Below are 22,205 nucleotides of genomic sequence, written 5' to 3' on the forward strand. Positions count from 1 at the left end.
TTGCTACCGCTTATTCCTTGGGCTTGACGACCAGGGTGCCTTTCACGCTCTGGTGAAAGTCATCAAAGAAGGGATACTCGCCGGGGCGCGAAATGGTGATCACCACGAAGGACTTCACCCCCGGGCCCAGCACTTTTTCCTTGCGCAGTGGAATGCTCTCGAATTCCACCGGCTCGTTGCTTTCGTTGATGAGTTCGATCTTGAAACGGCCGGCGGGCACTTCCAGGGTCGCGGGCTCGAACGTGCCGTCCGGCTTGAACCTCAGGGTGAACGTCGGCAATTCATCCGCCTGCGCAGGCGCCGTGCCGGCAACGCCGGCCAGGCCGATCAACAGGGCGGCAACAACGCGAAGCAACCGGCGCACGATCAATATCCGCCCTTCTTGCCGGTGCCGGCATAGACGAATTCATATTCCAGTTCAAAGGGCTCGAACCACGGACCCACGCCGGTTTCCTTATCGACGTGGCGGCCAAAGTGAGCCATCTTGTTTTCGGACGGCGGCAGAATCGTGTACTTCAGCTTGTACTTGCCCGGCCCTTCCAGCTTGACGTTGTCGCCATAGTGCGGCCCGTCATTGGCGACCATGGGCATGAAGCTGCCCTTCTGCACGTTCTGGCTGCCCACCTTCTGGATCTCGAAGTTCACGACCAGATAGGGCACCCACTCGCCTTCGGGGAAGCCCGTCTTGTTGCCGGCCGTGGCGTGGATATCGGCCTCAAGGTGCACGTCGGAATCCTTGGCGGGACGCATCATCCCGGGCGGGTCCATTTCGATCGGCTGCAAATAGACCGCGCCGATTTCCATGCCGCCCTTTTCAACCGGCTTGCCGATGGGGTATTCGGCCGCTTGCGCAGCGGACACGCTCAGAGCGACGATGGCCAGCGCCAAGGCTTTCTTGATCATGTACATAATCCTTGAGACACAAATGAATGGCGGTTCAAACAATCTAAACAAGAACCGTTTTCATTAATGTAACGAAAAAAACTGACATATCCCTGAACTCGACGAGCAGAAAAGAGCCAGATCATTGCGTTTGCTCAAGCGGCCGGCGGCCACAAAAAAGCCGGCGAGGCTGTTGCCCGACCGGCTGTCTGGATTGGCGAAGGCCTGGCCCCCGCCCGCCCGCGGCGACTACTTGCGGCCCGTGCCCGGCGGCGTGCTGCCGGGCGTGAACGGGAACGTCGAGAACATCGCGCGCGTCTGGTCCTGCATTTGATCCTGCATCTGCACGAACAGGTTTTTGCTCTGATCGATGTAGTTGTTCATCATGTTTTGCAGCATGGGCGTCTGCACATTCATGAACTGAGTCCAGGCTTCAGGCCCGAACTGGCTGCCGTACAGTCCCTTGGACTGCTCGGCCATGCGCGTCTGGATCTCCATGAAGGCCTGGATGTTCTTCTCCAGGTAAGAACCCATGATGCCCTGCATGGCATGGCCGTAGAAACGGATGATCTGCGACAACATGTTCGACGAGAACATGGGCATGCCGCCGCTTTCCTCTTCCAGGATGATCTGCAAGAGAATGCTGCGTGTCAGGTCTTCGCCGCTCTTGGCGTCGACCACCTGGAATTCTTCGTTGGCCAGGACCAGTTGCTTGACATCTGCCAGAGTGATGTAGGTGCTGGTCCGGGTGTCGTATAGGCGACGGTTGGGGTATTTTTTAATCAGGCGCAGGCTGGCGCCGGTTTGTGCTTGCGTCATGTGTGTCCCCGGATCGGGCGATCTCTAAGACTTCGAATAAGGTGGAGTGTAATGCCGGAAGGCCCTCTCCCCGAGGCCTCCCGGCGCCTGGAGCCGCCCGATGGCGGCCCGCTGATCATCATTAGCCCATGTGCAGGCCGCCGTTGAGCGAAAAGTCCGCACCGGTTGAAAAGCCGGATTCATCAGAAGCCAGCCACGAGGTCATGGACGCGATTTCCTCGGGCGTGCCCAAGCGGCGCACCGGAATCGTGGCCACGATTTTCTCCAGCACTTCGGGACGGATGGCGCGAACCATGTCCGTGCCGATATAGCCGGGGGAAATCGTATTGACCGTGACACCCTTGCTGGCGACTTCCTGCGCCAGCGCCATGGTGAAGCCGTGAATGCCTGCCTTCGCCGTGGAGTAGTTCGTCTGGCCGAATTGGCCCTTCTGCCCGTTCACCGAGCTGATGTTGACGATGCGGCCCCACTGGCGTTCGACCATGCCTTCGATGACCTGTTTGGTCACATTGAACAGGCTGTTCAAGTTGGTGTCGATGACCGCACGCCAATCGTCGGCGGTCATCTTGCGGAACAGACCGTCACGGGTGATGCCCGCGTTGTTGACCAGCACGTCGACGGGCCCCAGATCGGCCGTGACCCGTTCAAAGGCCGCCACCGTTGACTCCCAGTCCGACACGTTGCCCACCGAAGCGTAGAACGTGTAGCCCTGTGCCGCCTGCTCATCCAGCCACTGCTGGTAATTGCGGCTTGGGCCGCAACCTGCCACCACGCGAAAGCCATCCTTGGCCAAGCGCTGGCAAATAGAGGTGCCGATACCGCCCATCCCGCCTGTTACGTAAGCCAGTTTTCCGCTCATTGGACTTCCTCCTGTGTGCGACGGACGCCTCGTTGATTAACTTCTTATTGGCCTGGGCCAACCGCGCAAGGCGGTTCAGGCAGCCCGGACCTTTACATACCTGCCAGGCGCCGGCTCGATCGGCCGATACTTGGCATTGCCCAATTTCGTGCGTGCCTTGACCTGCTTGCCTGAATGGCCCGATAGCCATGCCGTCCAGTCGGGCCACCAACTGCCCGGATTTTCGGTGGACTGCGCGAACCACGCATTGGGGTCGCCTGGCATGTCATGGCCTGTCTGCCCCAGCTTGTCAGCCACCCAATAGCTGCGGCGCTTCTTGGCGGGCGGATTCACCACGCCCGCGATGTGTCCCGAAGCGCCCAGCACGAAGCGTTGCGGGCCACGCAGCAGTTGCGTGGAGGCGTAGGCGGATACCCAAGGCACGATGTGGTCTTCGCGCGAACCAAAAATATACGCCGGCATCGTCAGGCGCGTCAGGTCCAGCGGCATGCCGGCGGCTTGCGCGCGGCCCGGCACCTTCAAATTGTTCTCAAGATAGGTATTGCGGAAGTACCAGGAGAAGAATGGTCCTGGCAGATTGGTGCTGTCGCCATTCCAGAACAACAAGTCGAATGGGGGCGGCTTCTGACCCTTCAAGTAGTTGCCCACCACGTAGTTCCAGACCAATTCATTGGGCCGCAGGAACGAGAACGTCGTGGCCAGATCGCGTCCGGGCATCAGCCCGCCGCTACCCAGTTGATGGTCGCGCAGCAGCGCATGCGCTTCGTCCACGAAGACATCCAGGATGCCGGTGTCGTGGAAGTCCAGCAGCGAGGTCAGCAGCGTCAGCGACGCCACGGGCTGTTCGCCACGGGCCTCGGCCAACGCCAGCGCCGACGCCAGCATCGTGCCGCCCACGCAGAATCCCAGGGCGTTGACTTTCGGCTGCTTGGTGATGTCGCTGGCCACGCGCAACGCCTGCAAGACGGCATCGTCCAGGTAGTCCGACCAGGTGGCATGATCCACGCCATCGGTGTCGCTGGCCACTGGATTGCGCCAGGAAATCAGGAATACCGTATAGCCCTGCTCCACCGCATGACGCACGAAGGAATTCTCGGGTTGCAGGTCCAGGATGTAGAACTTGTTGATGTTCGGCGGCACGATCACCAAGGGCAATTCATGCACGGTGGCGGTCGACGGCGCGTACTGGATCAGTTGGAACAGCCGGTTCTCGAACACCACTTCACCGGGCGTCGTCGCCACGTTGCGGCCGATCTCGAACTGCGATTCGTCGGTCTGGGTGATGCGGCCTTTCTTGACGTCGCCCAGCAGGTTGGCCAGCCCTTCGTTCAGGGCGCGGCCAGCGCTTTCCACGATGGATTGCTGCGCATCGGGATTCAGCGCCAGGAAGTTCGACGGAGACAGCGCGTCGACCCACTGCATGATGGAAAAACGCAGGCGGGCCCGCATGGGCTCGCTGACCTGGGCCGCATCCACCATGCGCTGCATGGCGCGGGCCGACAGCAAATAGGTATGCGCCAGCAGCAGATGCGAACCATTGGCGGCCCACGCATCGCCAGCAAAGCGGCGGTCGGTCAGGGGAGCAAGCGCGCCGCGCCGGGCGTCGTCACAAAGGCGCTGCCATTCGCGAGAAAATTCGGCCTGGATGTCGGCCAGGATTTCCGGTGCCACGCTCACCGGTATGGGCCCTGCGGCGGAGAGATTGGCGTTCACTTCGACACCTTGTTATCGAGACTGCTCGATTGATGTTGCATTCCGGGCCCAGGACTGTCAATGCGGGTATTCAATGAGGCTATCAGGGCAGGCCTCAAGCCTGAACGCAAACCTTGCCTCAGATCAAGCCGGGCCGAGCCAGGCCAGCAACGCCATGCGTCCGGTTTCACCATCGCGGCGGTACGAAAAGAAGCGATCCGATTCAGACACGGTGCACATCCCGCTCAAGGACACCTCTTGTACCCCGGCGCGGCGCAGGCGGTAATCCGCCAATCCGGCGAGGTCCGCCAGCCATTTTCCCGAGAGCCCGGCACGCGGCGTGAAGTAGCGCTCCGTGGCGGGATCGTCCTGGATGAAAGCGTCAAGCACGTCTTGGCCCACTTCAAACGCCTGCGGGCCAATGCCGGGCCCCACCCAAGCACGCAGATGGGTAGCCGCGGGCGCCTTGGCGCGCATGGCCGCCAGCGTGTGCTCCAGCACGCCGCTGGACAGGCCGCGCCAGCCGGCATGCGCCGCACCCAATACGCGGCCATCGACGTCGGCGATGACGACCGGCAGGCAGTCCGCCACCATGATGGCCAGCACCCGGCCAGGCTGCGCCGTGACGCTGGCGTCCACGGCGGGCTCGTCCGGCAGGTCCGGCGCATCGGCATCCACCACTTCACTGCCGTGCACCTGGCGCAGCCACAGCGGCTCGGCCGGCACGGCAGCGCGCACGCGGCGCCGATTCTCGGTCACGGTGTCTGGATCATCGCCCGCGCGCCGCCCCAGGTTCAGGGTGTCATGCGGGGCCACGCCCACGCCGCCGGCGCGAGTCGTGCAGAAATAATTCACGCTGGCCCATCCCGGGCCGGTTACGACAGGCAGGCTGGCGATCACGCATTCCATGCAATGCTTTCCTGGACCAGGGTCATGTCGGCTGGCACGGCGGCCGCGAACTGGACCTCGCCGTTGCCGCCTGGATCATCAAAATGCAGGGCGCGGGCGTGCAGCATCTGGCGCTGCGCCCCCGCGATGTTCTTGCCGCCGTAGATCGTGTCGGCCAACAGCGGGTGCCCAAGGCTGGCCATGTGGACGCGGATCTGGTGGGTACGGCCGGTTTCCAGGCGGCACACCACTTCGGTGACGCGGCCGCCAGGATCGACCAGCCCGTGGCGGGCCGGTGAATAATTGGTGATGGCGGGCTTGGGCGCCACCGGACGCTCGACGCTCATGCGCACCGGCACGCGCGGATCCCGGCCAATGGAACGGTTGACCTTGCCGGCGCTGGCAATCCAGCCGTGCGCCAACGCCACGTATTCGCGGCCCATGCTGCGCGCCTGCAACTGGCGCACCAGATGCGTCTGGGCGCGCTCGTTGCGGGCCACCACCATCAATCCAGAAGTGTCTTTGTCCAGCCTGTGAACGATGCCGGCACGTGCAACGGACGCCAATTCCGGGTACCGGTGCAGCAGTCCATTGAGCAGCGTGCCGCTCCAGTTGCCGGCGCCGGGATGGGTGACCAACCCTGCGGGCTTGTTCACGACGATCCAGTCGGGGCTTTCATCCACGACGGCGAATTCAACAGGTTCGGGAGTGAAGGCGCGCGCATCGGGCGCCGGTTGGGCCCACACCAGCAACTCGTCGCCCGGGCCAACCGTCTGGCGAATCTTGCCGGGGGCGCCGTTGACGTGCACGTTGCCGGATTCAATCCAGCCTTGCAGGCGGCTGCGGGAATGGTCAGGCAACAACCCGGCAAGCACCTTGTCCAGCCGGTCAGCTTTTGTGCTGGAAGGCACGGTTACAAGTTGCGGTTCACCCCGGTTTTCGCCAGGATTTTCGTCGGAGTTTTCGTCAGGAAGGCCCAAGAGTTCATCGTCAGAAACGAGATCTGTGCCGGCGGCTGTATCAGACATGGAGACAAATCATATAATCAGCCTGCCATGCTAACACCAAGGATACGATTCTCGTGATTCACCACTCCGCAGCTCCCTCGAACCCCGCATCCCGAAGCGGGCCGGTTTTGCGCGTGGTTATCGCGCTATTTGCCGTCATCGTCATCGCCGGTTGCGGCTCGACCAATAGCAAATACGACAAGACCACCAACTGGAGCGCCGAACAGCTCTACGCCGACGCCAAAGCCGAAATGTCCTCCGGCGGCTGGAAGGAAGCACGCGAACGCCTGACTGCCATTGAAAGCCGCTATCCCTTCGGCGTGTACGCCCAGCAAGCGCTGCTTGAACTGGCCTACGTCAACTGGAAAGATGGCGAAAACGAACAAGCGCTGGCCGCCATCGACCGCTTCCAGCAGCTGTATCCCAACCATCCCGGCACCGACTACGCGCTCTACCTGAAAGGCCTGATCAACTTCACGCCGGCCAGCGCCTTCATGAGCAACCTGACCGGCCAGGACCCTGCCGAGCGCGATCCCAAGGGCCTGCGCGCGTCCTACGACGCATTCAACGAGCTGATCAAGCGCTACCCGGACAGCAAGTACACGGTAGACGCCGAAAAGCGCGTGGCATGGCTGGTCAACACCATCGCCATGAACGAAGTCCACGTTGCCCGTTATTACTACGAACGCGGCGCCTACGTGGCGGCGGCCAATCGTGCTCAAACGGTCATCACCGACTTTGAAGGCGCCCCCGCCACTGAAGAGGCGCTCTACCTGATGGTCGAGTCCTATGACAAGCTGGGCATGGCGGAACTGAAGAACGACGCGCAGCGCGTCTACGACAAGAACTTCCCCAACAGCGACTTCAAGACCAAAGGCCTGAAGGCCGACCGCAGCTGGTGGAACCCGTTTGATTGATGTCGCCGGCTGATTCGCCAGCCGGTTCTCTCTGCATGGGAAAAGCAAAGCCCCTCGATGTTCGAGGGGCTTTCTTTTTGCCAACCGGGGTTCAGGCGCGTCGTCGCTACGCGCCCGGGTCTTCTTGCTTGCGCCGGTAGAACGCCAGCACCTCTTCCAATTCGCGCGTCCGCGCAAAGGGCGGCAAACCGCGCCACAAGCGCTTGCCATAGGGTTTCTCGACCAGGCGCGCATCGCCCACCATCAGCACGCCCCAATCCGACTCGGTGCGGATCAGGCGGCCCGCCCCCTGCTTGAGCGAGATCGCGGCTTCGGGCAACTGGTATTCCGAAAACGGGTTGCCGCCCTGGGCCCGACAGGCCCGCAGGCGCGCTTCGATGACGGGGTCGTCAGGCGGCGCGAACGGCAGCTTATCAATGGCGACCAAGGTCAGCACATCACCGGGCAAATCGATGCCTTCCCAGAAGCTGGCGCTGCCCACCAGTATCGGGTGCGTGAGCTTGCAGAAGCGATCCAGCAAATCGCGGCGCGTACCTTCCCCCTGTTTCAGCAAGGGCCAATCATGCCCCGCGTCGTCAAAGGCGTCCGCCAACAAGGTCGCGACCTTATCGACCGCGCGCAATGTCGTGCATAGCACCAGCGTGCCGCCGGGGCTGGCCTCCAGCAGAGGCATCAAGGTTTCGACAAAGCGGTCCAGGAACTGCGGCGACTGCGGCTCGGGCATGCCGCGCGGCACGAAGAGCAACGCCTGCTCAGGATAATTGAAGGGCGATTCCCATTTGCCGGTGCGGGCGCGCTCCAGCCCCAGCTGGCTCGTGAAGTGGGTGAACTCGCCGTTCACCGACAGCGTGGCCGACGTCATGATCCAGGCCTGGCCCGGCTTGCGGTATTTGGAGAACGCCTGGGCCACCGACAGCGGCGCCGAATGCAGGCGCACATGGTGCTGACCATGCTCAACCCAACGCACCGCCGGGCCCGTCCATTGCTGCGCGGCCGCGGCGACGCCCTCCAGAATCGCGGTGGGCGTGGCGGGGCCATCGCCCGGCGCGGGGGCAGCCTCGACCGTGGGTTCCGGTGCCTGGTCGTCGCGGCCCCAGCCTTCGTCGGCAACGCCTGCATCGGCGCGGCCGGGCGTGGCCCAGCGTTTGAGCCGCACGGAAATTTCAGCGCCGCTGCGCGCTGCGGCCATCAGGTCGGGATGCTTTTCAGCGACCGCGCCCAAGGCGTTGGTGGCCAAGTCCACGGCCGCACGCAAGGCGGCAAACGCTTCGTCGAATTCCTCGGGGTTCGGAATGGCCTCGAAGGTGGCTTTGCGGCCCGGCATCCGGTCCAGCGGCGCACAGACCAACCGCAGCTCGCGCGCGGCCGTTTCAAGATGGCGGCTGACGTCGCTCCATTTGGCGGCTTCGCGCGCATACGCCAGGCCCGCGACTTCCAGCGCGCGGCCGAAATCCATCAGTTGGTGCGTGGACACGCTGCTGCCCAGGAAACGGGTGGCCGTGTCGGGCAGTTGGTGCGCTTCGTCGAAAATGACGGTATCGGCTTCGGGCAGCAGATCGGTCACGCCCTCTTCCCGCAGTACCAGGTCGGCCATGAACAGCGCGTGGTTGACGACCACGACATCGGCCTCCTGGGCCTGGCGGCGAGCCTTGACGACGAAACAGTCACGGATGCGCGGGCACTCCTGGCCCAGGCAGTTCTCGCGCGTGGACGTCACGCGCTGCCAGATGTCGGCGTCTTCCGGCACTTGCGCAAGATCACTGCGGTCGCCCGTCTTGGTGATGCCCGCGAACACCTGGATCTGGCGCAACTGCTGGATCTCGGTGCGTGATTTCAACGCGCGTTCGTCGCCCTGCAAACGTTCCAGGTGATAGTGGCAGACGTAGTTGCCCCGCCCCTTGAGCAAGGCGGCGGTCACGGGCGCGGCCAGCGCGGCGCGCACGCGCGGCAGGTCGCGCGCGAACAACTGGTCTTGCAGCGTGCGGGTGCCCGTGGAAATCAGCACCTTGCCGCCCTGGATGAAGGCGGGTACAAGATAGGCCCAGGTCTTGCCAATGCCGGTGCCTGCTTCGGCCACCAACGTGGCGCGGTCCTGGATGGCGTCGCCGATGGCCTGCGACAGTTCTACCTGCGAAGGGCGCGGCTTGTAGCCGGGCATGGCCGTAGCCAGCGGCCCGTCCTCGTCAAAGAATTCGGAAATATCCAGGTCCAGCATTACGGCAGCCTAGTGTCGGTCGGAGTCTACGGTGTTACCGGTACCGGTTACGGTTCGGGCGCCAGACACTGATGTGGGAAAGGACCAAATGATACCCGTTGCCAGCACTGCGTTCGGCAGCAGCAGGGACGGATCGGTCCACTCTGGCACGTTCTGTAACAGTGGCTTATGGCACAATCCGCCCCTTGTTTTTCCTTTTTGTCGTCGTATAGAGATGTCTGAAACTTCCGCTATCACGAACGTCGCCGCCGGCGTCGACAACGCCCGCATCGTCGCGCAGCTTGCCACCGAGCTTGGTGCGCGCCCCTCCCAGATCGCTTCGGCGGTGGAACTGCTGGATGACGGCGCCACCGTGCCCTTCATCTCGCGTTATCGCAAGGAAGCCACTGGCGGCCTGGACGATACCGTGCTGCGCAATCTGGAAGTCCGCCTGGGTTATCTGCGCGAACTCGAAGAGCGCCGCGGCTCCATCCTGGAATCGATTTCGCAGCAAGGCAAGCTCACGCCCGAACTGCACCAGGAAATCGCCACTGCCGACACCAAGCAGCGTCTGGAGGACTTGTACGCGCCGTACAAGCCCAAGCGCCGCACCCGTGCCCAGATCGCCCGCGAGGCAGGTCTGGAGCCGCTTGCGGACGCCATCCTGGCTGACCTGGCTTGCGATCCCGCCGCGCTGGCCGCGCAGTACCTGAACCCCGAGGCGTCCATCAACGACGCCAAGGCGGCGCTGGACGGCGCGCGTGACATCCTGGCCGAGCGCTACGCTGAAAACGCGGACCTGCTGGCCGACATGCGCGAGCACCTGTGGTCCACCGGCCTGATCTATTCCAAGATGATCGACGGCAAGGAAACCGAAGGCGCGAACTTCCGCGATTGGTTCGACTTCAACGAACCGCTGCGCACGCTGCCCTCGCACCGCATCCTGGCGTTGCTGCGCGGCCGCCAGCAAGGCGTGCTGGAACTGCGCCTGGGCCTGGAAGCCGAACTGGAAGCGCAACTGCCGCACCCGTGCGTGGCGCGCATCGCCAACTTCCTGAAGCTCGGCAACGGCCTGTTCGCGCTGGACGCCACGCCGCGCGCGCGCTGGCTGGGCGAAGTCTGCCGCTGGACCTGGCGCGTGAAATTGCTGACGGCGTTTGAAAGCGAGCTGGTCGGCCGCCTGCGCGAAAGCGGCGAAGCCGAAGCCATCCGCGTGTTTGCCGCCAACCTGAAGGACTTGCTGCTGGCGGCCCCCGCCGGCCCCAAGGCCGTGCTGGGCCTGGATCCGGGCATCCGGACGGGTTGCAAGATTGCCGTGATCGACCAGACCGGCAAGGTCGTCGACACCACCACCGTCTATCCGTTCGAGCCGCGCCGTGACCGCGAAGGCACGATCAACACGCTGGCCGCGCTGGTTGCGCGCCACAAGGTGGACTTGATCGCCATCGGCAACGGCACCGCTTCGCGCGAAAGCGAAAAGCTGGTGGGCGACATGATGGAACGCTTCCCCGATCTGAAAGTCACCCGCGTGGTGGTCTCGGAAGCCGGCGCGTCCGTGTATTCCGCATCGGAAACCGCGGCGCTGGAATTCCCCGACCTTGATGTGACCCTGCGTGGCGCCGTGTCCATTGCGCGCCGCCTGCAAGATCCGCTGGCCGAACTGGTCAAGATCGATCCCAAGGCGATCGGCGTGGGCCAGTACCAGCACGACGTCAACCAGCGCGAGCTGGCGCGGTCGCTGGACGCCGTGGTCGAGGATTGCGTGAACGCCGTTGGCGTGGACGTGAACACCGCATCGGCCGCGCTGCTGACGCGCGTGTCGGGCCTGAACTCGCTGCTGGCCAAGAACATCGTGGCCTGGCGCGACGAAAACGGCGCCTTCCCCACCCGCGAGATCCTGCGTAAAGTGCCGCGCTTCGGCGACAAGGCCTTTGAACAGGCCGCAGGCTTCTTGCGCATTCCCAACGGCGACAACCCGCTGGACGCCTCGTCGGTCCACCCGGAAGCGTACCCGGTGGTCGAGCGCATCGTGGCCAAGATCAAGGCCGAAGTAAAGCAGATCATTGGCCAGCGCGAGGCCCTGAAGGGCGTATCGCCGTCTGACTTCACCGACGAACGATTCGGTCTGCCGACCGTGCGCGACATCTTCGCCGAACTGGAAAAACCCGGCCGCGATCCGCGCCCCGAGTTCAAGACGGCGCAGTTCAAGGAAGGCGTGGAAACGCTGAACGACCTGTACCCCGGCATGGTGCTGGAAGGCGTCGTGACCAACGTGGCCAACTTCGGCGCGTTTGTCGACATCGGCGTCCACCAGGACGGCCTGGTTCACATTTCGGCCCTGGCCGAGAAGTTCGTGAAGGATCCCCGTGACGTGGTGCGCGTGGGCCAGACGGTCAGCGTGAAGGTGCTGGAGGTGGACGCCGCACGCAAGCGCGTCGCACTCACCATGCGCCTGAACGACACCGCCGCCCCTGCCCGCCGCAGCGGCGACGCGCCCAAGGGCGGTGACCGCCCCCGCCGCCCGCAAGGCGACGGCGGACGCGGAAACGCCGGCAGCGCCCCCGCAGGCAACAGCGCCATGGCGGATGCATTCGCCAAACTCAAGCGCTGATCCTTTTTCGGAACCGCACGGCTAAAAGCCCGGCGCACTACGCGCCGGGCTTTTACTTTGGGTTGAAGGTCTTTAGCCTAGGACTTTCCCGTAGATGGGCATTTTCCTTGCGCTCCCTCAATCATAAAGACACAAAAATAAGGGAAAATATCGAATTGTGTCCAAATAATAAAAGCCGGAGGCGTTGGGGAACTCGGCAGACACAAATTCCATGATCAGGCGAACAGCGGCGCGAACCGTCTATCAGGCACGAAGCACAACAACAAGCGCGCCCTATCCTGACAGTCCCCGGAGAGCCACCCGTCATGCGCAATACCATTACGCTTGCCGCCAATGAAGCGGCAACCATTACCGAGCAAGAAGCCGGCCACAGTGGCACTTACAACGAAGTCACGCTGGGCCAGTACGCGCATCTGATCGTCGATGGCGCAGACGTGACCTTCAAGCACATCACGCTGGAACGCCTGGGCACCCGCATCATTGAACTGCGCAATGGCGCGCAGTTGCATGTTGGCGCGCTGGGCTTCGCCAGCATGGGCGCCAGCATCATCTACCGCATCGGTGCGGGCTGCGCCCTGATTTTCGATGCCAGCCAATGGGATCCCGAAGTGGTCGCCAACACCACTTTCGATTTCGTCAGCCAAGGCAGCGGCACATTGAAGTACTTTCCGTTCATCAACCCGGAATGGTTGGATTGCCCGAACGTCACGGGCTATTCGGATGGCGACATGCTGGAGATCGCGGGCCAAGGCAGCGCGCAGCGCTTCCAGGTACGCGACGGACGCATCGTTGCCAGCGCCCGGTTGGCCTGAGGATCGGATAGCCCGGGTGTCCCGTAGCCCGGCCAAGGCCGAACACATCCAGCGCATCGGCGGCGCAGCGCGCCGCCGGTTTGCCCTTTATTCCTGAGACAGCGACGCCAAGGCGTCCCGAGCACGTGCCAGTCGCGCATCGGCATCGCCCTGCGCGCCCGACGGTGCCGTGGCCACCGCCACGCCGTCGATCATCGCCGCATAACCTTCCGCATTGGCCTGTAGCACCCCGTCTGCCGGCTCCGATTGCAGCCGGCGCATCAGGGCGCCTGCTTCCTTGGGGTCGGCAAAGCGTTGCGACAACAGCAGTTCTTCGCCATCGGCCGCCAGCAGGCGGAAACGGAAGCCGCCGTCTTCGTCACGGAAGCTGACGAAGCGCGCGCCCTTGCCTTTTTCCTTCTTGCCTTGCGTCTTGCCCGCCGCCGCACCGGCGTTCAGGTTGCGCAAGCCCACGGCCTCGCGCAGCGCTTGCATCTGCGGCACGGCTTGCTTGCGGGCACGGGCAGCGCCGGCTTGCAGGATGTCTTCGATGCGGCCCGGGTTGGAGATCAGGTCGACATACTTTTCGCGCATCGGCGCCAGCAGCGATTCCAGATGCTCGTAAAGCGCCTGCTTGGCGTCGCCCCAGCCCATTCCCTCTTCCAGCTGCTTGCGGAACACCGCCGATTCGGCCTGCGTCGCGAACGCGCGGTACAAGGTGTACAGGTGCGAGCTTTCGGCGTCCTTGGGTTCACCCGGCGCACGCGAATCGGTCACGATGCGCATCACCGACGCGCGCAGCGCGTTGGCGCCGCCCTCGAACAGCGGGATCGTGTTGTTGTAGCTCTTGGACATCTTGCGGCCATCCAGGCCGGGCAAGGTTGCCACGTCTTCCTCGATCGTCACTTCTGGCAGCGTGAAGTAGTCATGGCCGTACAAGTGGTTGAAACGCTGGGCAATATCGCGAGCCATTTCCAGATGCTGGATCTGGTCACGTCCCACCGGCACCTTGTTCGCGTTGAACATGAGGATGTCGGCCGCCATCAAGACCGGATACGAGAACAGTCCCATCGTGACGCCGTCGTCGGGATCCACGCCCTTGGCGACGTTCTGGTCCACCGACGCCTTGTAGGCGTGCGCGCGGTTCATCAGGCCCTTGGCCGTGACGCAGGTCAGCAGCCAGCTCAGTTCGGGGATTTCGGGAATGTCGGACTGGCGGTAGAACGTCACGCGGTCAGGGTCCAACCCCACTGCCAGCCAGGTGGCTGCGATTTCCAGGCGGGAACGCGCGACACGGGCCGGATCATCGCACTTGATCAGTGCGTGATAGTCCGCCAGAAAGAAGAATGCGTCCACGCCGGGCTGCGTACTGGCCTGGACCGCAGGACGGATTGCGCCCGCGTAGTTGCCAAGGTGGGGGGTTCCAGTCGTGGTAATGCCGGTAAGGACGCGGGTATTCATGGGGCGAAGAGGCGTTTGCGTGGGGAAACGAGCAGTGTAACGTGCCGGCGAGCGCGTCCGCCGGGCCGTCGCGCCGCCCTCAAGTGAAATCGCCGAACCACTGCCTGACGACAGCCGGACGACCGCCTGATTACAGAACGGCCAGCAGCGGCGCAGCCAACGCGCACAACCCGCCCGCGGTCAATGCGGCACGTGGACGGAATGTCAGGAACCAGATCAGCAACAGGCCTGCGATGCTGAGGATGCCGATCCATTCAACCGTGCCGTAACTCCATCCCCACACGGCCGCGGAGGCGCATAGCGAGAGCGCCAACGCGATCCAGCCGAATGCCCGCAACGGCACCCGGTGACGCCGAGGCAAGGCGCGGTCGAACAGGTCTTCGTAGTGACGATCCATGCCCAAACACAAAGCGGAAAACCCCGCATAGGCCAGGCAGAAGGCGGCAAGCGTCATGGGGTATCACCTCGCGCTTCATAAACAACGGGGCTCGCGGCGCTTCGCGCCTCGGGATCGGCAACTCGGGGGGAAACCATCTGGGCGGCAGGCTGTTCGGCGCGCGACTTGGCCGCGGCTTTCGCCGGAACCTTCGCCGGGGCCTTGCGAACCCGTGACGCCTTGCGCGCCATCCACGCGAACAGCAACGCGCTGGCCAGGCAAGTCAGGTCGAATCCGGCCATGACCCAATCGCCTTGGGGCAATGACACACCCAGGTGGCGCGACGTGGTGAACGCATTGACGACGGGCACCAAGGCCAGGGCCGCAGCGGCAACGGCCAACAGATCCTGCCATTTGCGGCGCTGGAACAAGAAGGCGTAGACCAGCGACAGCGCCCAGGCTGAGAAGAAAGCCCGTACTTCCCAGAGCTGACGACCAGGCATGTCCGCCGGCAACAGACGATTGACCAGGAAAAACGCCGCCACGCCGAAGACCACGCCCGCGATGGTGCCGGCGTTCAGGCCATCCACCAAGCGCAGCGAAAAGGCCTCGCGCGCATCCCCGGGCCGTGCCTTTTGACGGCGCTTGGCAATCCACAGCACCAGCCCCGTACCGACCATGCCGGTGCCCGCCAGGCTGACCAGGAAATAGAACCAGCGCAGCAGCGGTTCGGCGAACAGCCCCAAGTGCAGGCCCGTGATGACGCCAGCCGTCTTCACGGTGGCGCTCAGGTCATCCTCGCCTTCCTGGAAGGCACCCGTCACGCCATCGAAGCGCATATAGGGCGCCAGCCGGCCATAAGACACGCCATCGGCGGCATCGCGAACCAGAGTGATGGTGGCGCCCGCATCGCCCGGGTTGTTGACCGTGACGCGGCCGACCCGGCCATGCCAGTGCTGCTGGGCCTGTTCCACCAATGGGGCGATCTGGATCAGCGGCGCGGGTTGGTTCAGCGGTGGCGTGACCTTGAACGATTTGAAGACGTCATCCGTGTACTGGCGTGGGTTTTCGTACACGGCGTGAATGCCCGCGGGCATCAACATCACCATGAACAACACCAGGCCACTGAATGTGATCATCAAGTGGAATGGCAATCCCAGCACGGACAATACGTTGTGCCCATCCATCCAGGCGCGTTGCCCGCCTTTTTTGGGACGGAAGGTAAAGAAATCGGTGAATATCTTCTTGTGCGTGATGATGCCGCTGATGATCGCCAGCAGCATGAACATGCCCGCGATGCTTGCCAGCCATCGTCCCCACGGGAACGCGGTTTCCAATTCAAAGTGGAAGCGGTAGAAGAAATCGCCGCCGCGCGTCTCGCGGCCGCTGACGGCCTGTCCCGTGGAGGGATCCAGCTTCACCCGCACAAACCCGCGTTCACCCGGTTTGGGCTTGGGCACCTGGTACAGCATCTGGATCAGCGGCTCGCGGTTCGACGGTGGCGTGATGAACCAGCGTTTGGCGTCCGGCGCATGTTCGGTCAAATAACGCTGCGCCATCTGCACGGATTGCACGATGGGCGCGGGTTGCACCTGGATCTCGGGCTGCATCCAGCGCGTGATTTCAGGCCGGAAGAACGCCAACGAGCCCGTCAGGAACATCGCGAACAACACCCAGCCGAAAATCAGACCGGCCCAGGTGTGGAGCCAAGACATGGACTGGCGCAGGCCCTCTTCACCCTGCGCCTTGGCTTTCCCTGCCTTCATGCCACCCCCATTGCGCGCCCGGCCAGGAACAGGGCTCCTAGCACGGCCGACGGCAACAAGATGCCCACCCAGGCACGCCAGGCATTGCGCGTGGCAAACACCCAGATCACGCCACAGGCGTAGACCACAAACGACAGCATCTGCGCCGTGGTGACGGCATCCGCCCGCCCCATGGGCAGCCATACCGCCAGGCACGCCGCAGCCGCCGAAGCCAGGACATAGCCGCCCAGGATGGCCGCGGCCGCCCTGGAAAATACGGCCATTCGATAGCGCATCATGCCTGCGCCGGCTGCGGGAGCTTTCACTTGGACACGTTGAAGGTCAGGGTTGAGACATAGCGGATCTTGGCGTAGGACTTGCCGTCAGCCTCACCCGCCTTTTCCTCGACGTGCGCGGCTTCCAGCACATACTGGCCGGGCCACGGCGTCGTGATTTCGATGCGGCCATTTTCATCGCTATGGAAGCGCTTTTCCCACTTGGGCGGACCAAACACGGTGACTTCGGTCTTGGCCAGCGGCTTGCCTTGGAATTGCAGGACGAACGTATTGGCGCCCGCTGCGGTCGGCACAAGCTCCAGGTCCAGCTTGCCTTGCGTATCCGCACGGCCAGCCTTGGCGCCGTACTTCACCAGCGTGTCCTTGAACTGAATTGGCTGGGCCAGGCGCACATCGCCCTTGCCCACCGCGGCGAATTCCATGAAATCAGCGCCTTCGGCCGACGCTTTCAACGCCTTGCCATCTGCGCCCGTCACGACCGGCGAAATCAGGACCTTGCCCAACAGGCCGTCGCGCTTTTCACGCAGGTCGTCAGCCCACTCGCCAAAGTACGCCTTGGCCGGACCTTCGGCGCTGCGTTCCAGCCAAACAAAGTGCGCCTGCGCGGCGCCCGCGCTGCCCAGCAGGGCAATAGCGGCCAAAGTCCTAGCGAATTTCATGTTGGATTTTTCCTTTAGTCCGATAACCAAATCAGGCATGCCCCGCGGCTGATGCCTGTTTGGCAGGGTCTAAATTATAACCATTCTCACTACGGGTGGCATCAAGAAATTGGGGATGGATAGATCTCACTGATAGATCGCACTGGTTAACCCTTATTCTTTCTTTAAATATATTTACCGTATATTTGATTCACCGAATGATCTTCAACCAGGAGTCCCTCATGACCCATCCTCGCTGGACTGGCATCTTTCCCGCCATCACCACCAAGTTTCACGCCGATGAGCGGATCGATGCCGAAGGCACCGCAAAGCACATCGACTTTCAAATCCGCAACGGCGTCCATGGCATGGTCACCTGCGGCTCGCTAGGCGAGGCCAGCACCTTGACGCTGGAAGAAAAACTGGACGTCACCAAGATCGCGCTGGATGCCTCGGGCGGCCGCGTACCCGTGCTGGCCAACGTGTCTGAAACCAGCACCCGCGAAGCACTGCGCTTTATCGAAGGCGCCAACAAGCTGGGCGTAGCCGGATTCATGGTCATGCCCTCGCTGATCTACGTGGCGGATGCGCGCGAAGCCATGCTGAACGTGCGCACCATGGCTGAAGCCGCCCAACAGCCCATCATGGTCTACAACAATCCGCTGGCGTACCGCGTGGACCTGAAGCCGGAACACATGGCCGAACTGGCCGATTGCAAATGGATCGCCGCCGTCAAGGACAGCTCAGGCGACACGCGCCGAGTCACCGACCTGCGCAACGCCGTAGGCGACCGCTACCAGATCTTCCTGGGCGTGGACGACCTGGCGTACGAAGGATTGGCACTGGGTTGCGACGGCCTGCTTGCCGGCGTGGGCTGCGCCTTCCCGCGTGAAACCGTCGCGCTCTACAACCTGGTGAAAGCAGGCAAGCACGCGGAAGCACTGGCGCTTTATCAGTGGATGACGCCGCTGCTGCACCTGGACGTCTCCACGAAGCTGGTGCAAAACCTGAAGCTCATTGACGTGCTGGTCGGCGTGGGCACGGAACACGTGCGCCGCCCCCGCCTGCCCGTGATCGGCGAGGAACGCGCACTGATCGAACGGGTGGTGGCAGCGGCCCTGGCCACCCGTCCGGCGCAATACCAGTCCGTGCCCTGAAACGTTGCCAACTCGCCGATGCCATGTGGTGATAGCCCTTAGATAACTCCAAGTTATCTCGCTAACGCCACGCAGGCTTTCGGCGTGACGTCACGCTGCCAGGCAGCGCGACGTCACTCTTTTAATTGCCTAGACTAGGCCGTTCCGATGTTGGCCCTTACCCAAGAGTTACCCAAGAAAAAGGCGCATCCATGAAGCAGATCCGTGTCATCGATTCCCACACGGGTGGTGAACCCACCCGGCTGGTCATCTCGGGCTTCCCCGATCTGGGCACCGGCAGCATGGCTGAACGGCAGCAGCGGCTAGCCGCGACGCACGATGCCTGGCGTGCCGCCACCGTGCTGGAGCCCCGCGGCAGCGACGTCATGGTGGGCGCCTTGCTGTGCGCTCCTGCCGATCCGGCCAACGCCGCCGGCGTGATCTTCTTCAACAATGCAGGCTATCTGGGCATGTGCGGCCACGGCACCATGGGTCTGGTCGCGACGCTGGCCTATCTGAAGCGCATTGCGCCCGGCGAACATGGCATCGAAACCCCAGTCGGCACCGTGCGCGCCACCTTGCATGAAGACGGATCCGTCAGCGTGCACAACGTGCCCGCCTACCGCCTGCATCATGCCGTGCAGCTCAACGTGCCGGGGTACGGCGACGTTCAGGGCGACGTGGCCTGGGGCGGCAACTGGTTTTTCCTGGTTGGCGAACATGGCCAGCGCATCGCGCCCGACAACCTGGACGCCTTGACCGATTACACCTGGGCCATCCGCCAGGCACTGCAACACGCGAACATCACGGGCGCCGACGGCGCAGTGATCGACCATATCGAACTGTTCGCACCGGACCCTGACGCCGACAGCCGCAATTTCGTGCTGTGTCCCGGCAAGGCCTACGACCGCTCCCCCTGCGGCACCGGCACCAGTGCCAAGCTGGCCTGCCTGGCCGCCGACGGCAAACTCGCTCCCGGGCAGGTCTGGCGCCAAGCCAGCGTGATCGGAAGCCTGTTTGAAGCCAGCTATGCCCGGGACGGCGACCAGATCCTGCCCACCATCCGCGGGCATGCCCACGTCTGCGCCGACGCCACACTGCTGATCCAGCCGGATGATCCGTTCGGCTGGGGCATCAGGCTGTAACTCCCCACGGACGCGCTCCCATGCCACACCGTCATACGGACGTCCTGGTGATAGGCGGCGGCATCGTCGGCGCCGCTTGCGCCCACGAACTGGCGCTGGCTGGCCTATCGGTGCATGTGGTCGACGCCCGGTTGGCTGGCGCCACGCAAGCCGGCATGGGGCATCTGGTCGCCATGGACGACAACGCCGCCGAGCTAGCGCTTAGCAGTGCATCGCTGGATATCTGGCGCGACTGGGGGGCCCGCATGAACGCAACAGACCCAAGCTGCGCCTATACCGGCTGCGGCACGATGTGGATCGCCGCCAACGACGAGGAAATGGCCGAGGCCGAACGCAAGCGCATCCGTCTACAGGACTGCGGCGTGCCGGCCACGCTGCTCAATGCACGCCAGTTGGCCGATGCCGAACCCGTCTTGCGTCCCGGCCTGGCCGGGGCATTGCGCGTGCCCGGCGATGGCCTGATCTATGCCCCGGGCGCCGCGCGGTGGTTGCTGACGCACGCGCCTCCCGCGCTGTCGTTCGAGGCCGCCCAGGTTCAACGGATCGATGCGCAAGGCGCGATCCTGACCGATGGCTCCCGGCGCTACGCCAATGCCGTGGTATTGGCCGCCGGCATGCAAGCAACGCAGTTGTGTGCGGACTTGCCTCTGTATCCGAAAAAGGGCCACCTGGCGATCACGGATCGCTACCCCTTCGCTATCCGCCATCAATTGGTCGAACTCGGCTACATGGCCAGCACGCAGCAGCGCGAGGGAGCCGCCGTCGCGTTCAACGTTCAGCCCCGCCCCACTGGCCAACTGCTGATCGGCTCGTCTCGCCAGGTCGGCGAAGCCGGCACCGCCGTGGAGCCCGCCGTGCTGTCGCGCATGCTCAAGCGCGCCATCGACTACCTGCCGGGGCTCTCCAGCCACAACATTATTCGCACCTGGACCGGTGTGCGTGCCGCCACGCCAGACGGCCTGCCCCTCATTGGCCCACACCCGGCGCACGAAGCGCTTTGGCTGGCCGTGGGCCACGAAGGCCTGGGCGTCACCACGGCTCCCGCCACCGCCCGCTTGCTCACCGCCTTGATGACTGGCACAACACCGCCCCTGGATCCCGCGCCGCTTGCCGCAACCCGCCCCTTCCACAAGGCAGCGCCATGACGCCTACCCCGTCCACACGTCTGCACGTCCAACTGGACGGCCGCCCCATGAGCATCGCCACCGGCAGCAGCGTCGCCGCTGCGCTGGCGGCTCGAGCGCCGGGCAATTCGCGCATTTCGGTCACTGGAGAAAAACGCGCTGCCGTTTGCGGCATGGGTGTCTGCCATGAATGCCGCGTCCTGATCAACGGGCATCTGCGTCTGGCCTGCCAAACTCCTTGCGAGGAAGGCATGCGCATCGACACGGTTCTGGAACGCGCCGCGTCCTCTGCCCCTCCCGCGTCATTCAACGGCCATAACAGCACGTGTGACTTGCTCATCATTGGAGCGGGCCCTGCGGGCATGGCAGCGGCACTGGCCGCCGCGCCCAGCGGACGGGCGATCGTGCTGGTGGATGACAACCCCGCCACCGGCGGACAGATCTGGCGCGACGGCCCGGGTGCGAAGCTGCCCGTCCAGGCCCGGCGCCAGCGTGAACGACTGGCGCGTCACACCAACATCCGGCTGCTCTGCGGCACCCGCGTCGCCGGCATGGCCGGTTCGCCCAACCACCCCGCGTTGCTGCTGGAAGACGCGCACCACGGCTGGGTCCAACACTACCGTTCACTGATCCTGTGCACGGGCGCGCGCGAACTGCTGCTGCCGTTTCCCGGCTGGACGCTGCCCGGCGTGACCGGCGCGGGCGGCCTGCAAGCGCTGATCAAGGCCGGCGTGCCGGTACGAGGCCAACGCATCGTCATCGCAGGCTCAGGGCCGCTATTGCTGGCGGCCGCACGCAGCGCAAGCCAGGCAGGCGCGAAGGTGGTCCGTATCGCGGAACAAGCCGATTGGCGAGCGCTGCTGCGATTTTCCCGGGGCCTGACCCGTTGGCCCGGCAAAGCCTTGCAGGCCGCTACCCTCTTCAGCCCGCGATTCCGTACCGCCAGCCATGTGCTCGATGCCACCGGTGACGGCCGCTTGCAGCAGGTCAGGTTGCGCCGCGCAGAAGGAGAAGAGCGAATCGCCTGCCACCGACTGGCCTGCGGCTTCGGTCTGGTACCCAATACCCAACTGGGTCAGATGCTGGGCTGCGAATTGAATTCGCACAAGGGCCTGAAGGTAAACGAACTGCTTCAGACCAGCGCGCCGGGCATCTTCGCCGCCGGAGAATGCACCGGCGTGGGCGGCAGCGAACGGGCGCAGATCCAGGGCGCGATCGCGGGCCACGCGGCCGTCGGCGAACTGGCGCTTGCCACGCGCCTGCTACCCGGTCTGGCCCGATGGCAAGCGTTCGCCAACGCCTTGCACCGCCATTTCACGTTGGGTGCACCGCTGCTTACGCTCGCGCGCCCCGACACGCTGATCTGCCGTTGCGAAGACGTGCCGCAGGCCGCCCTGGCTGGCCACACCAGCTGGATCGACGCCAAGCTGCACACACGCTGCGGCATGGGCGCCTGCCAGGGCCGCGTATGCGGCGCCGCCGTGCAAGCCCTGTACGGCTGGCAGCCCGCGCCGCCAAAGCACCTGCTGACGCCCACGCGCATCGACACGCTTGCCGGCTTCGGCCCGCCCGACGCCCCGCACGACAACACGCTGCGCCCACGCGGCGGATCCCCCGAATAAGG

20 protein-coding genes are annotated in these 22,205 nt (G+C 64.0%); 7 read left to right on the forward strand and 13 right to left on the reverse strand.

Translation table 11 applies throughout. The features are described 5' to 3' along the window. Positions 1–10 precede the first annotated feature (10 nt). The 7 genes from HV753_RS19850 to HV753_RS19880 form a co-directional block, all read right to left on the reverse strand. Positions 11–364: a cupredoxin domain-containing protein gene (locus tag HV753_RS19850; protein WP_175176315.1), complete on the reverse strand. Its 354-nt coding sequence runs from the start codon at positions 362–364 to the stop codon at positions 11–13. 2 nt (positions 365–366) lie between these two features. Beyond that, positions 367–903: an iron transporter gene (locus HV753_RS19855; RefSeq protein WP_175176316.1), complete on the reverse strand. Its 537-nt coding sequence runs from the start codon at positions 901–903 to the stop codon at positions 367–369. 228 nt (positions 904–1,131) lie between these two features. Then, positions 1,132–1,701, reverse strand: coding sequence for a polyhydroxyalkanoate synthesis repressor PhaR (gene phaR, locus HV753_RS19860; RefSeq protein WP_175176317.1), 570 nt, complete (start codon positions 1,699–1,701; stop codon positions 1,132–1,134). Positions 1,702–1,822: 121 nt separating this feature from the next. Further along, positions 1,823–2,560 carry an acetoacetyl-CoA reductase gene (gene phbB / locus HV753_RS19865; RefSeq protein ID WP_175176318.1) on the reverse strand — a complete coding sequence of 246 codons (738 nt, stop codon included), beginning with the start codon at positions 2,558–2,560 and terminating at the stop codon, positions 1,823–1,825. A 75-nt stretch (positions 2,561–2,635) separates the two neighbouring features. After that, positions 2,636–4,273 carry a class I poly(R)-hydroxyalkanoic acid synthase gene (gene phaC, locus HV753_RS19870; RefSeq protein ID WP_175176319.1) on the reverse strand — a complete coding sequence of 546 codons (1,638 nt, stop codon included), beginning with the start codon at positions 4,271–4,273 and terminating at the stop codon, positions 2,636–2,638. 123 nt (positions 4,274–4,396) lie between these two features. Further along, entirely contained in the window at positions 4,397–5,161 is a 765-nt protein-coding gene (gene pgeF, locus HV753_RS19875) for a peptidoglycan editing factor PgeF (protein ID WP_175176320.1), read from the reverse strand. Beyond that, positions 5,149–6,168, reverse strand: a complete 1,020-nt coding sequence (locus HV753_RS19880) for an RluA family pseudouridine synthase (protein WP_175176321.1) — start codon at positions 6,166–6,168, stop codon at positions 5,149–5,151. The genes pgeF and HV753_RS19880 overlap by 13 nt, the downstream gene beginning before the upstream one ends. A gap of 107 nt (positions 6,169–6,275) precedes the next feature. On the opposite strand from HV753_RS19880, the gene HV753_RS19885 reads away from it, so the two are divergent. Then, positions 6,276–7,064 carry an outer membrane protein assembly factor BamD gene (locus tag HV753_RS19885; RefSeq protein WP_175176679.1) on the forward strand — a complete coding sequence of 263 codons (789 nt, stop codon included), beginning with the start codon at positions 6,276–6,278 and terminating at the stop codon, positions 7,062–7,064. Between the two features lie 106 nt (positions 7,065–7,170). On the opposite strand, the gene yoaA is transcribed toward HV753_RS19885, so the two are convergent. After that, entirely contained in the window at positions 7,171–9,279 is a 2,109-nt protein-coding gene (yoaA, locus tag HV753_RS19890) for a DNA repair helicase YoaA (protein WP_175176322.1), read from the reverse strand. A gap of 214 nt (positions 9,280–9,493) precedes the next feature. On the opposite strand from yoaA, the gene tex reads away from it, so the two are divergent. Both tex and HV753_RS19900 read left to right on the forward strand, forming a co-directional pair. Next, complete coding sequence (tex, locus tag HV753_RS19895; protein ID WP_175176323.1) at positions 9,494–11,869, forward strand: RNA-binding transcriptional accessory protein Tex; 2,376 nt, start codon at positions 9,494–9,496, stop codon at positions 11,867–11,869. A gap of 305 nt (positions 11,870–12,174) precedes the next feature. Continuing rightward, positions 12,175–12,681, forward strand: a complete 507-nt coding sequence (locus tag HV753_RS19900) for a hypothetical protein (protein WP_175176324.1) — start codon at positions 12,175–12,177, stop codon at positions 12,679–12,681. Positions 12,682–12,768: 87 nt separating this feature from the next. Here the strand turns inward: HV753_RS19900 and HV753_RS19905 are convergent, their stop codons facing one another. The 5 genes from HV753_RS19905 to HV753_RS19925 all read right to left on the reverse strand — a co-directional run bounded on the left by HV753_RS19905 (position 12,769) and on the right by HV753_RS19925 (position 17,197). Beyond that, the gene (locus HV753_RS19905; RefSeq protein ID WP_175176325.1) at positions 12,769–14,121 is read right to left on the reverse strand and encodes a tryptophan--tRNA ligase; all 1,353 of its coding nucleotides are present in this window, start codon (positions 14,119–14,121) and stop codon (positions 12,769–12,771) included. Between the two features lie 130 nt (positions 14,122–14,251). Further along, positions 14,252–14,575 (reverse strand): DUF3325 domain-containing protein, encoded by a 324-nt coding sequence (locus tag HV753_RS19910; RefSeq protein ID WP_175176326.1) that lies wholly within the window; start codon positions 14,573–14,575, stop codon positions 14,252–14,254. Further along, on the reverse strand, positions 14,572–16,263 hold the full coding sequence (locus tag HV753_RS19915; RefSeq protein ID WP_175176327.1) for a PepSY-associated TM helix domain-containing protein: 1,692 nt from the start codon (positions 16,261–16,263) through the stop codon (positions 14,572–14,574). The genes HV753_RS19910 and HV753_RS19915 overlap by 4 nt, the downstream gene beginning before the upstream one ends. Then, positions 16,260–16,541, reverse strand: coding sequence for a DUF3649 domain-containing protein (locus HV753_RS19920; protein WP_175176328.1), 282 nt, complete (start codon positions 16,539–16,541; stop codon positions 16,260–16,262). The genes HV753_RS19915 and HV753_RS19920 overlap by 4 nt, the downstream gene beginning before the upstream one ends. 23 nt (positions 16,542–16,564) lie before the next feature. Continuing rightward, complete coding sequence (locus tag HV753_RS19925) at positions 16,565–17,197, reverse strand: DUF4198 domain-containing protein (RefSeq protein WP_175176329.1); 633 nt, start codon at positions 17,195–17,197, stop codon at positions 16,565–16,567. A 221-nt stretch (positions 17,198–17,418) separates the two neighbouring features. Between HV753_RS19925 and HV753_RS19930 the strand changes: the two genes are divergently transcribed. The 4 genes from HV753_RS19930 (at position 17,419) to HV753_RS19945 (ending at position 22,203) form a co-directional block, all read left to right on the forward strand. Then, positions 17,419–18,333, forward strand: a complete 915-nt coding sequence (locus HV753_RS19930; RefSeq protein WP_175176330.1) for a dihydrodipicolinate synthase family protein — start codon at positions 17,419–17,421, stop codon at positions 18,331–18,333. 191 nt (positions 18,334–18,524) lie between these two features. Further along, positions 18,525–19,457: a 4-hydroxyproline epimerase gene (locus HV753_RS19935; RefSeq protein ID WP_175176331.1), complete on the forward strand. Its 933-nt coding sequence runs from the start codon at positions 18,525–18,527 to the stop codon at positions 19,455–19,457. 20 nt (positions 19,458–19,477) lie between these two features. Then, positions 19,478–20,602, forward strand: a complete 1,125-nt coding sequence (locus HV753_RS19940; RefSeq protein ID WP_175176332.1) for an NAD(P)/FAD-dependent oxidoreductase — start codon at positions 19,478–19,480, stop codon at positions 20,600–20,602. Then, positions 20,599–22,203 carry an FAD-dependent oxidoreductase gene (locus tag HV753_RS19945; RefSeq protein ID WP_175176333.1) on the forward strand — a complete coding sequence of 535 codons (1,605 nt, stop codon included), beginning with the start codon at positions 20,599–20,601 and terminating at the stop codon, positions 22,201–22,203. The genes HV753_RS19940 and HV753_RS19945 overlap by 4 nt, the downstream gene beginning before the upstream one ends. Positions 22,204–22,205: the final 2 nt, after the last annotated feature.

The organism is Achromobacter pestifer, assembly GCF_902859625.1.
Lineage (GTDB): Bacteria > Pseudomonadota > Gammaproteobacteria > Burkholderiales > Burkholderiaceae_B > Achromobacter > Achromobacter pestifer.

Excerpts from the sequence above, each read along its gene's own strand:
- HV753_RS19855 (WP_175176316.1), bottom strand. The coding sequence starts at position 903 with ATGATCAAGAAAGCCTTGGCGCTGGCCATCGTCGCTCTGAGCGTGTCC.
- phaR (WP_175176317.1), bottom strand. The coding sequence starts at position 1,701 with ATGACGCAAGCACAAACCGGCGCCAGCCTGCGCCTGATTAAAAAATAC.
- phbB (WP_175176318.1), bottom strand. The coding sequence starts at position 2,560 with ATGAGCGGAAAACTGGCTTACGTAACAGGCGGGATGGGCGGTATCGGC.
- pgeF (WP_175176320.1), bottom strand. The coding sequence starts at position 5,161 with ATGGAATGCGTGATCGCCAGCCTGCCTGTCGTAACCGGCCCGGGATGG.
- HV753_RS19880 (WP_175176321.1), bottom strand. The coding sequence starts at position 6,168 with ATGTCTGATACAGCCGCCGGCACAGATCTCGTTTCTGACGATGAACTC.
- yoaA (WP_175176322.1), bottom strand. The coding sequence starts at position 9,279 with ATGCTGGACCTGGATATTTCCGAATTCTTTGACGAGGACGGGCCGCTG.
- tex (WP_175176323.1), top strand. The coding sequence starts at position 9,494 with ATGTCTGAAACTTCCGCTATCACGAACGTCGCCGCCGGCGTCGACAAC.
- HV753_RS19900 (WP_175176324.1), top strand. The coding sequence starts at position 12,175 with ATGCGCAATACCATTACGCTTGCCGCCAATGAAGCGGCAACCATTACC.
- HV753_RS19905 (WP_175176325.1), bottom strand. The coding sequence starts at position 14,121 with ATGAATACCCGCGTCCTTACCGGCATTACCACGACTGGAACCCCCCAC.
- HV753_RS19910 (WP_175176326.1), bottom strand. The coding sequence starts at position 14,575 with ATGACGCTTGCCGCCTTCTGCCTGGCCTATGCGGGGTTTTCCGCTTTG.
- HV753_RS19915 (WP_175176327.1), bottom strand. The coding sequence starts at position 16,263 with ATGAAGGCAGGGAAAGCCAAGGCGCAGGGTGAAGAGGGCCTGCGCCAG.
- HV753_RS19920 (WP_175176328.1), bottom strand. The coding sequence starts at position 16,541 with ATGATGCGCTATCGAATGGCCGTATTTTCCAGGGCGGCCGCGGCCATC.
- HV753_RS19925 (WP_175176329.1), bottom strand. The coding sequence starts at position 17,197 with ATGAAATTCGCTAGGACTTTGGCCGCTATTGCCCTGCTGGGCAGCGCG.
- HV753_RS19930 (WP_175176330.1), top strand. The coding sequence starts at position 17,419 with ATGACCCATCCTCGCTGGACTGGCATCTTTCCCGCCATCACCACCAAG.
- HV753_RS19935 (WP_175176331.1), top strand. The coding sequence starts at position 18,525 with ATGAAGCAGATCCGTGTCATCGATTCCCACACGGGTGGTGAACCCACC.
- HV753_RS19940 (WP_175176332.1), top strand. The coding sequence starts at position 19,478 with ATGCCACACCGTCATACGGACGTCCTGGTGATAGGCGGCGGCATCGTC.
- HV753_RS19945 (WP_175176333.1), top strand. The coding sequence starts at position 20,599 with ATGACGCCTACCCCGTCCACACGTCTGCACGTCCAACTGGACGGCCGC.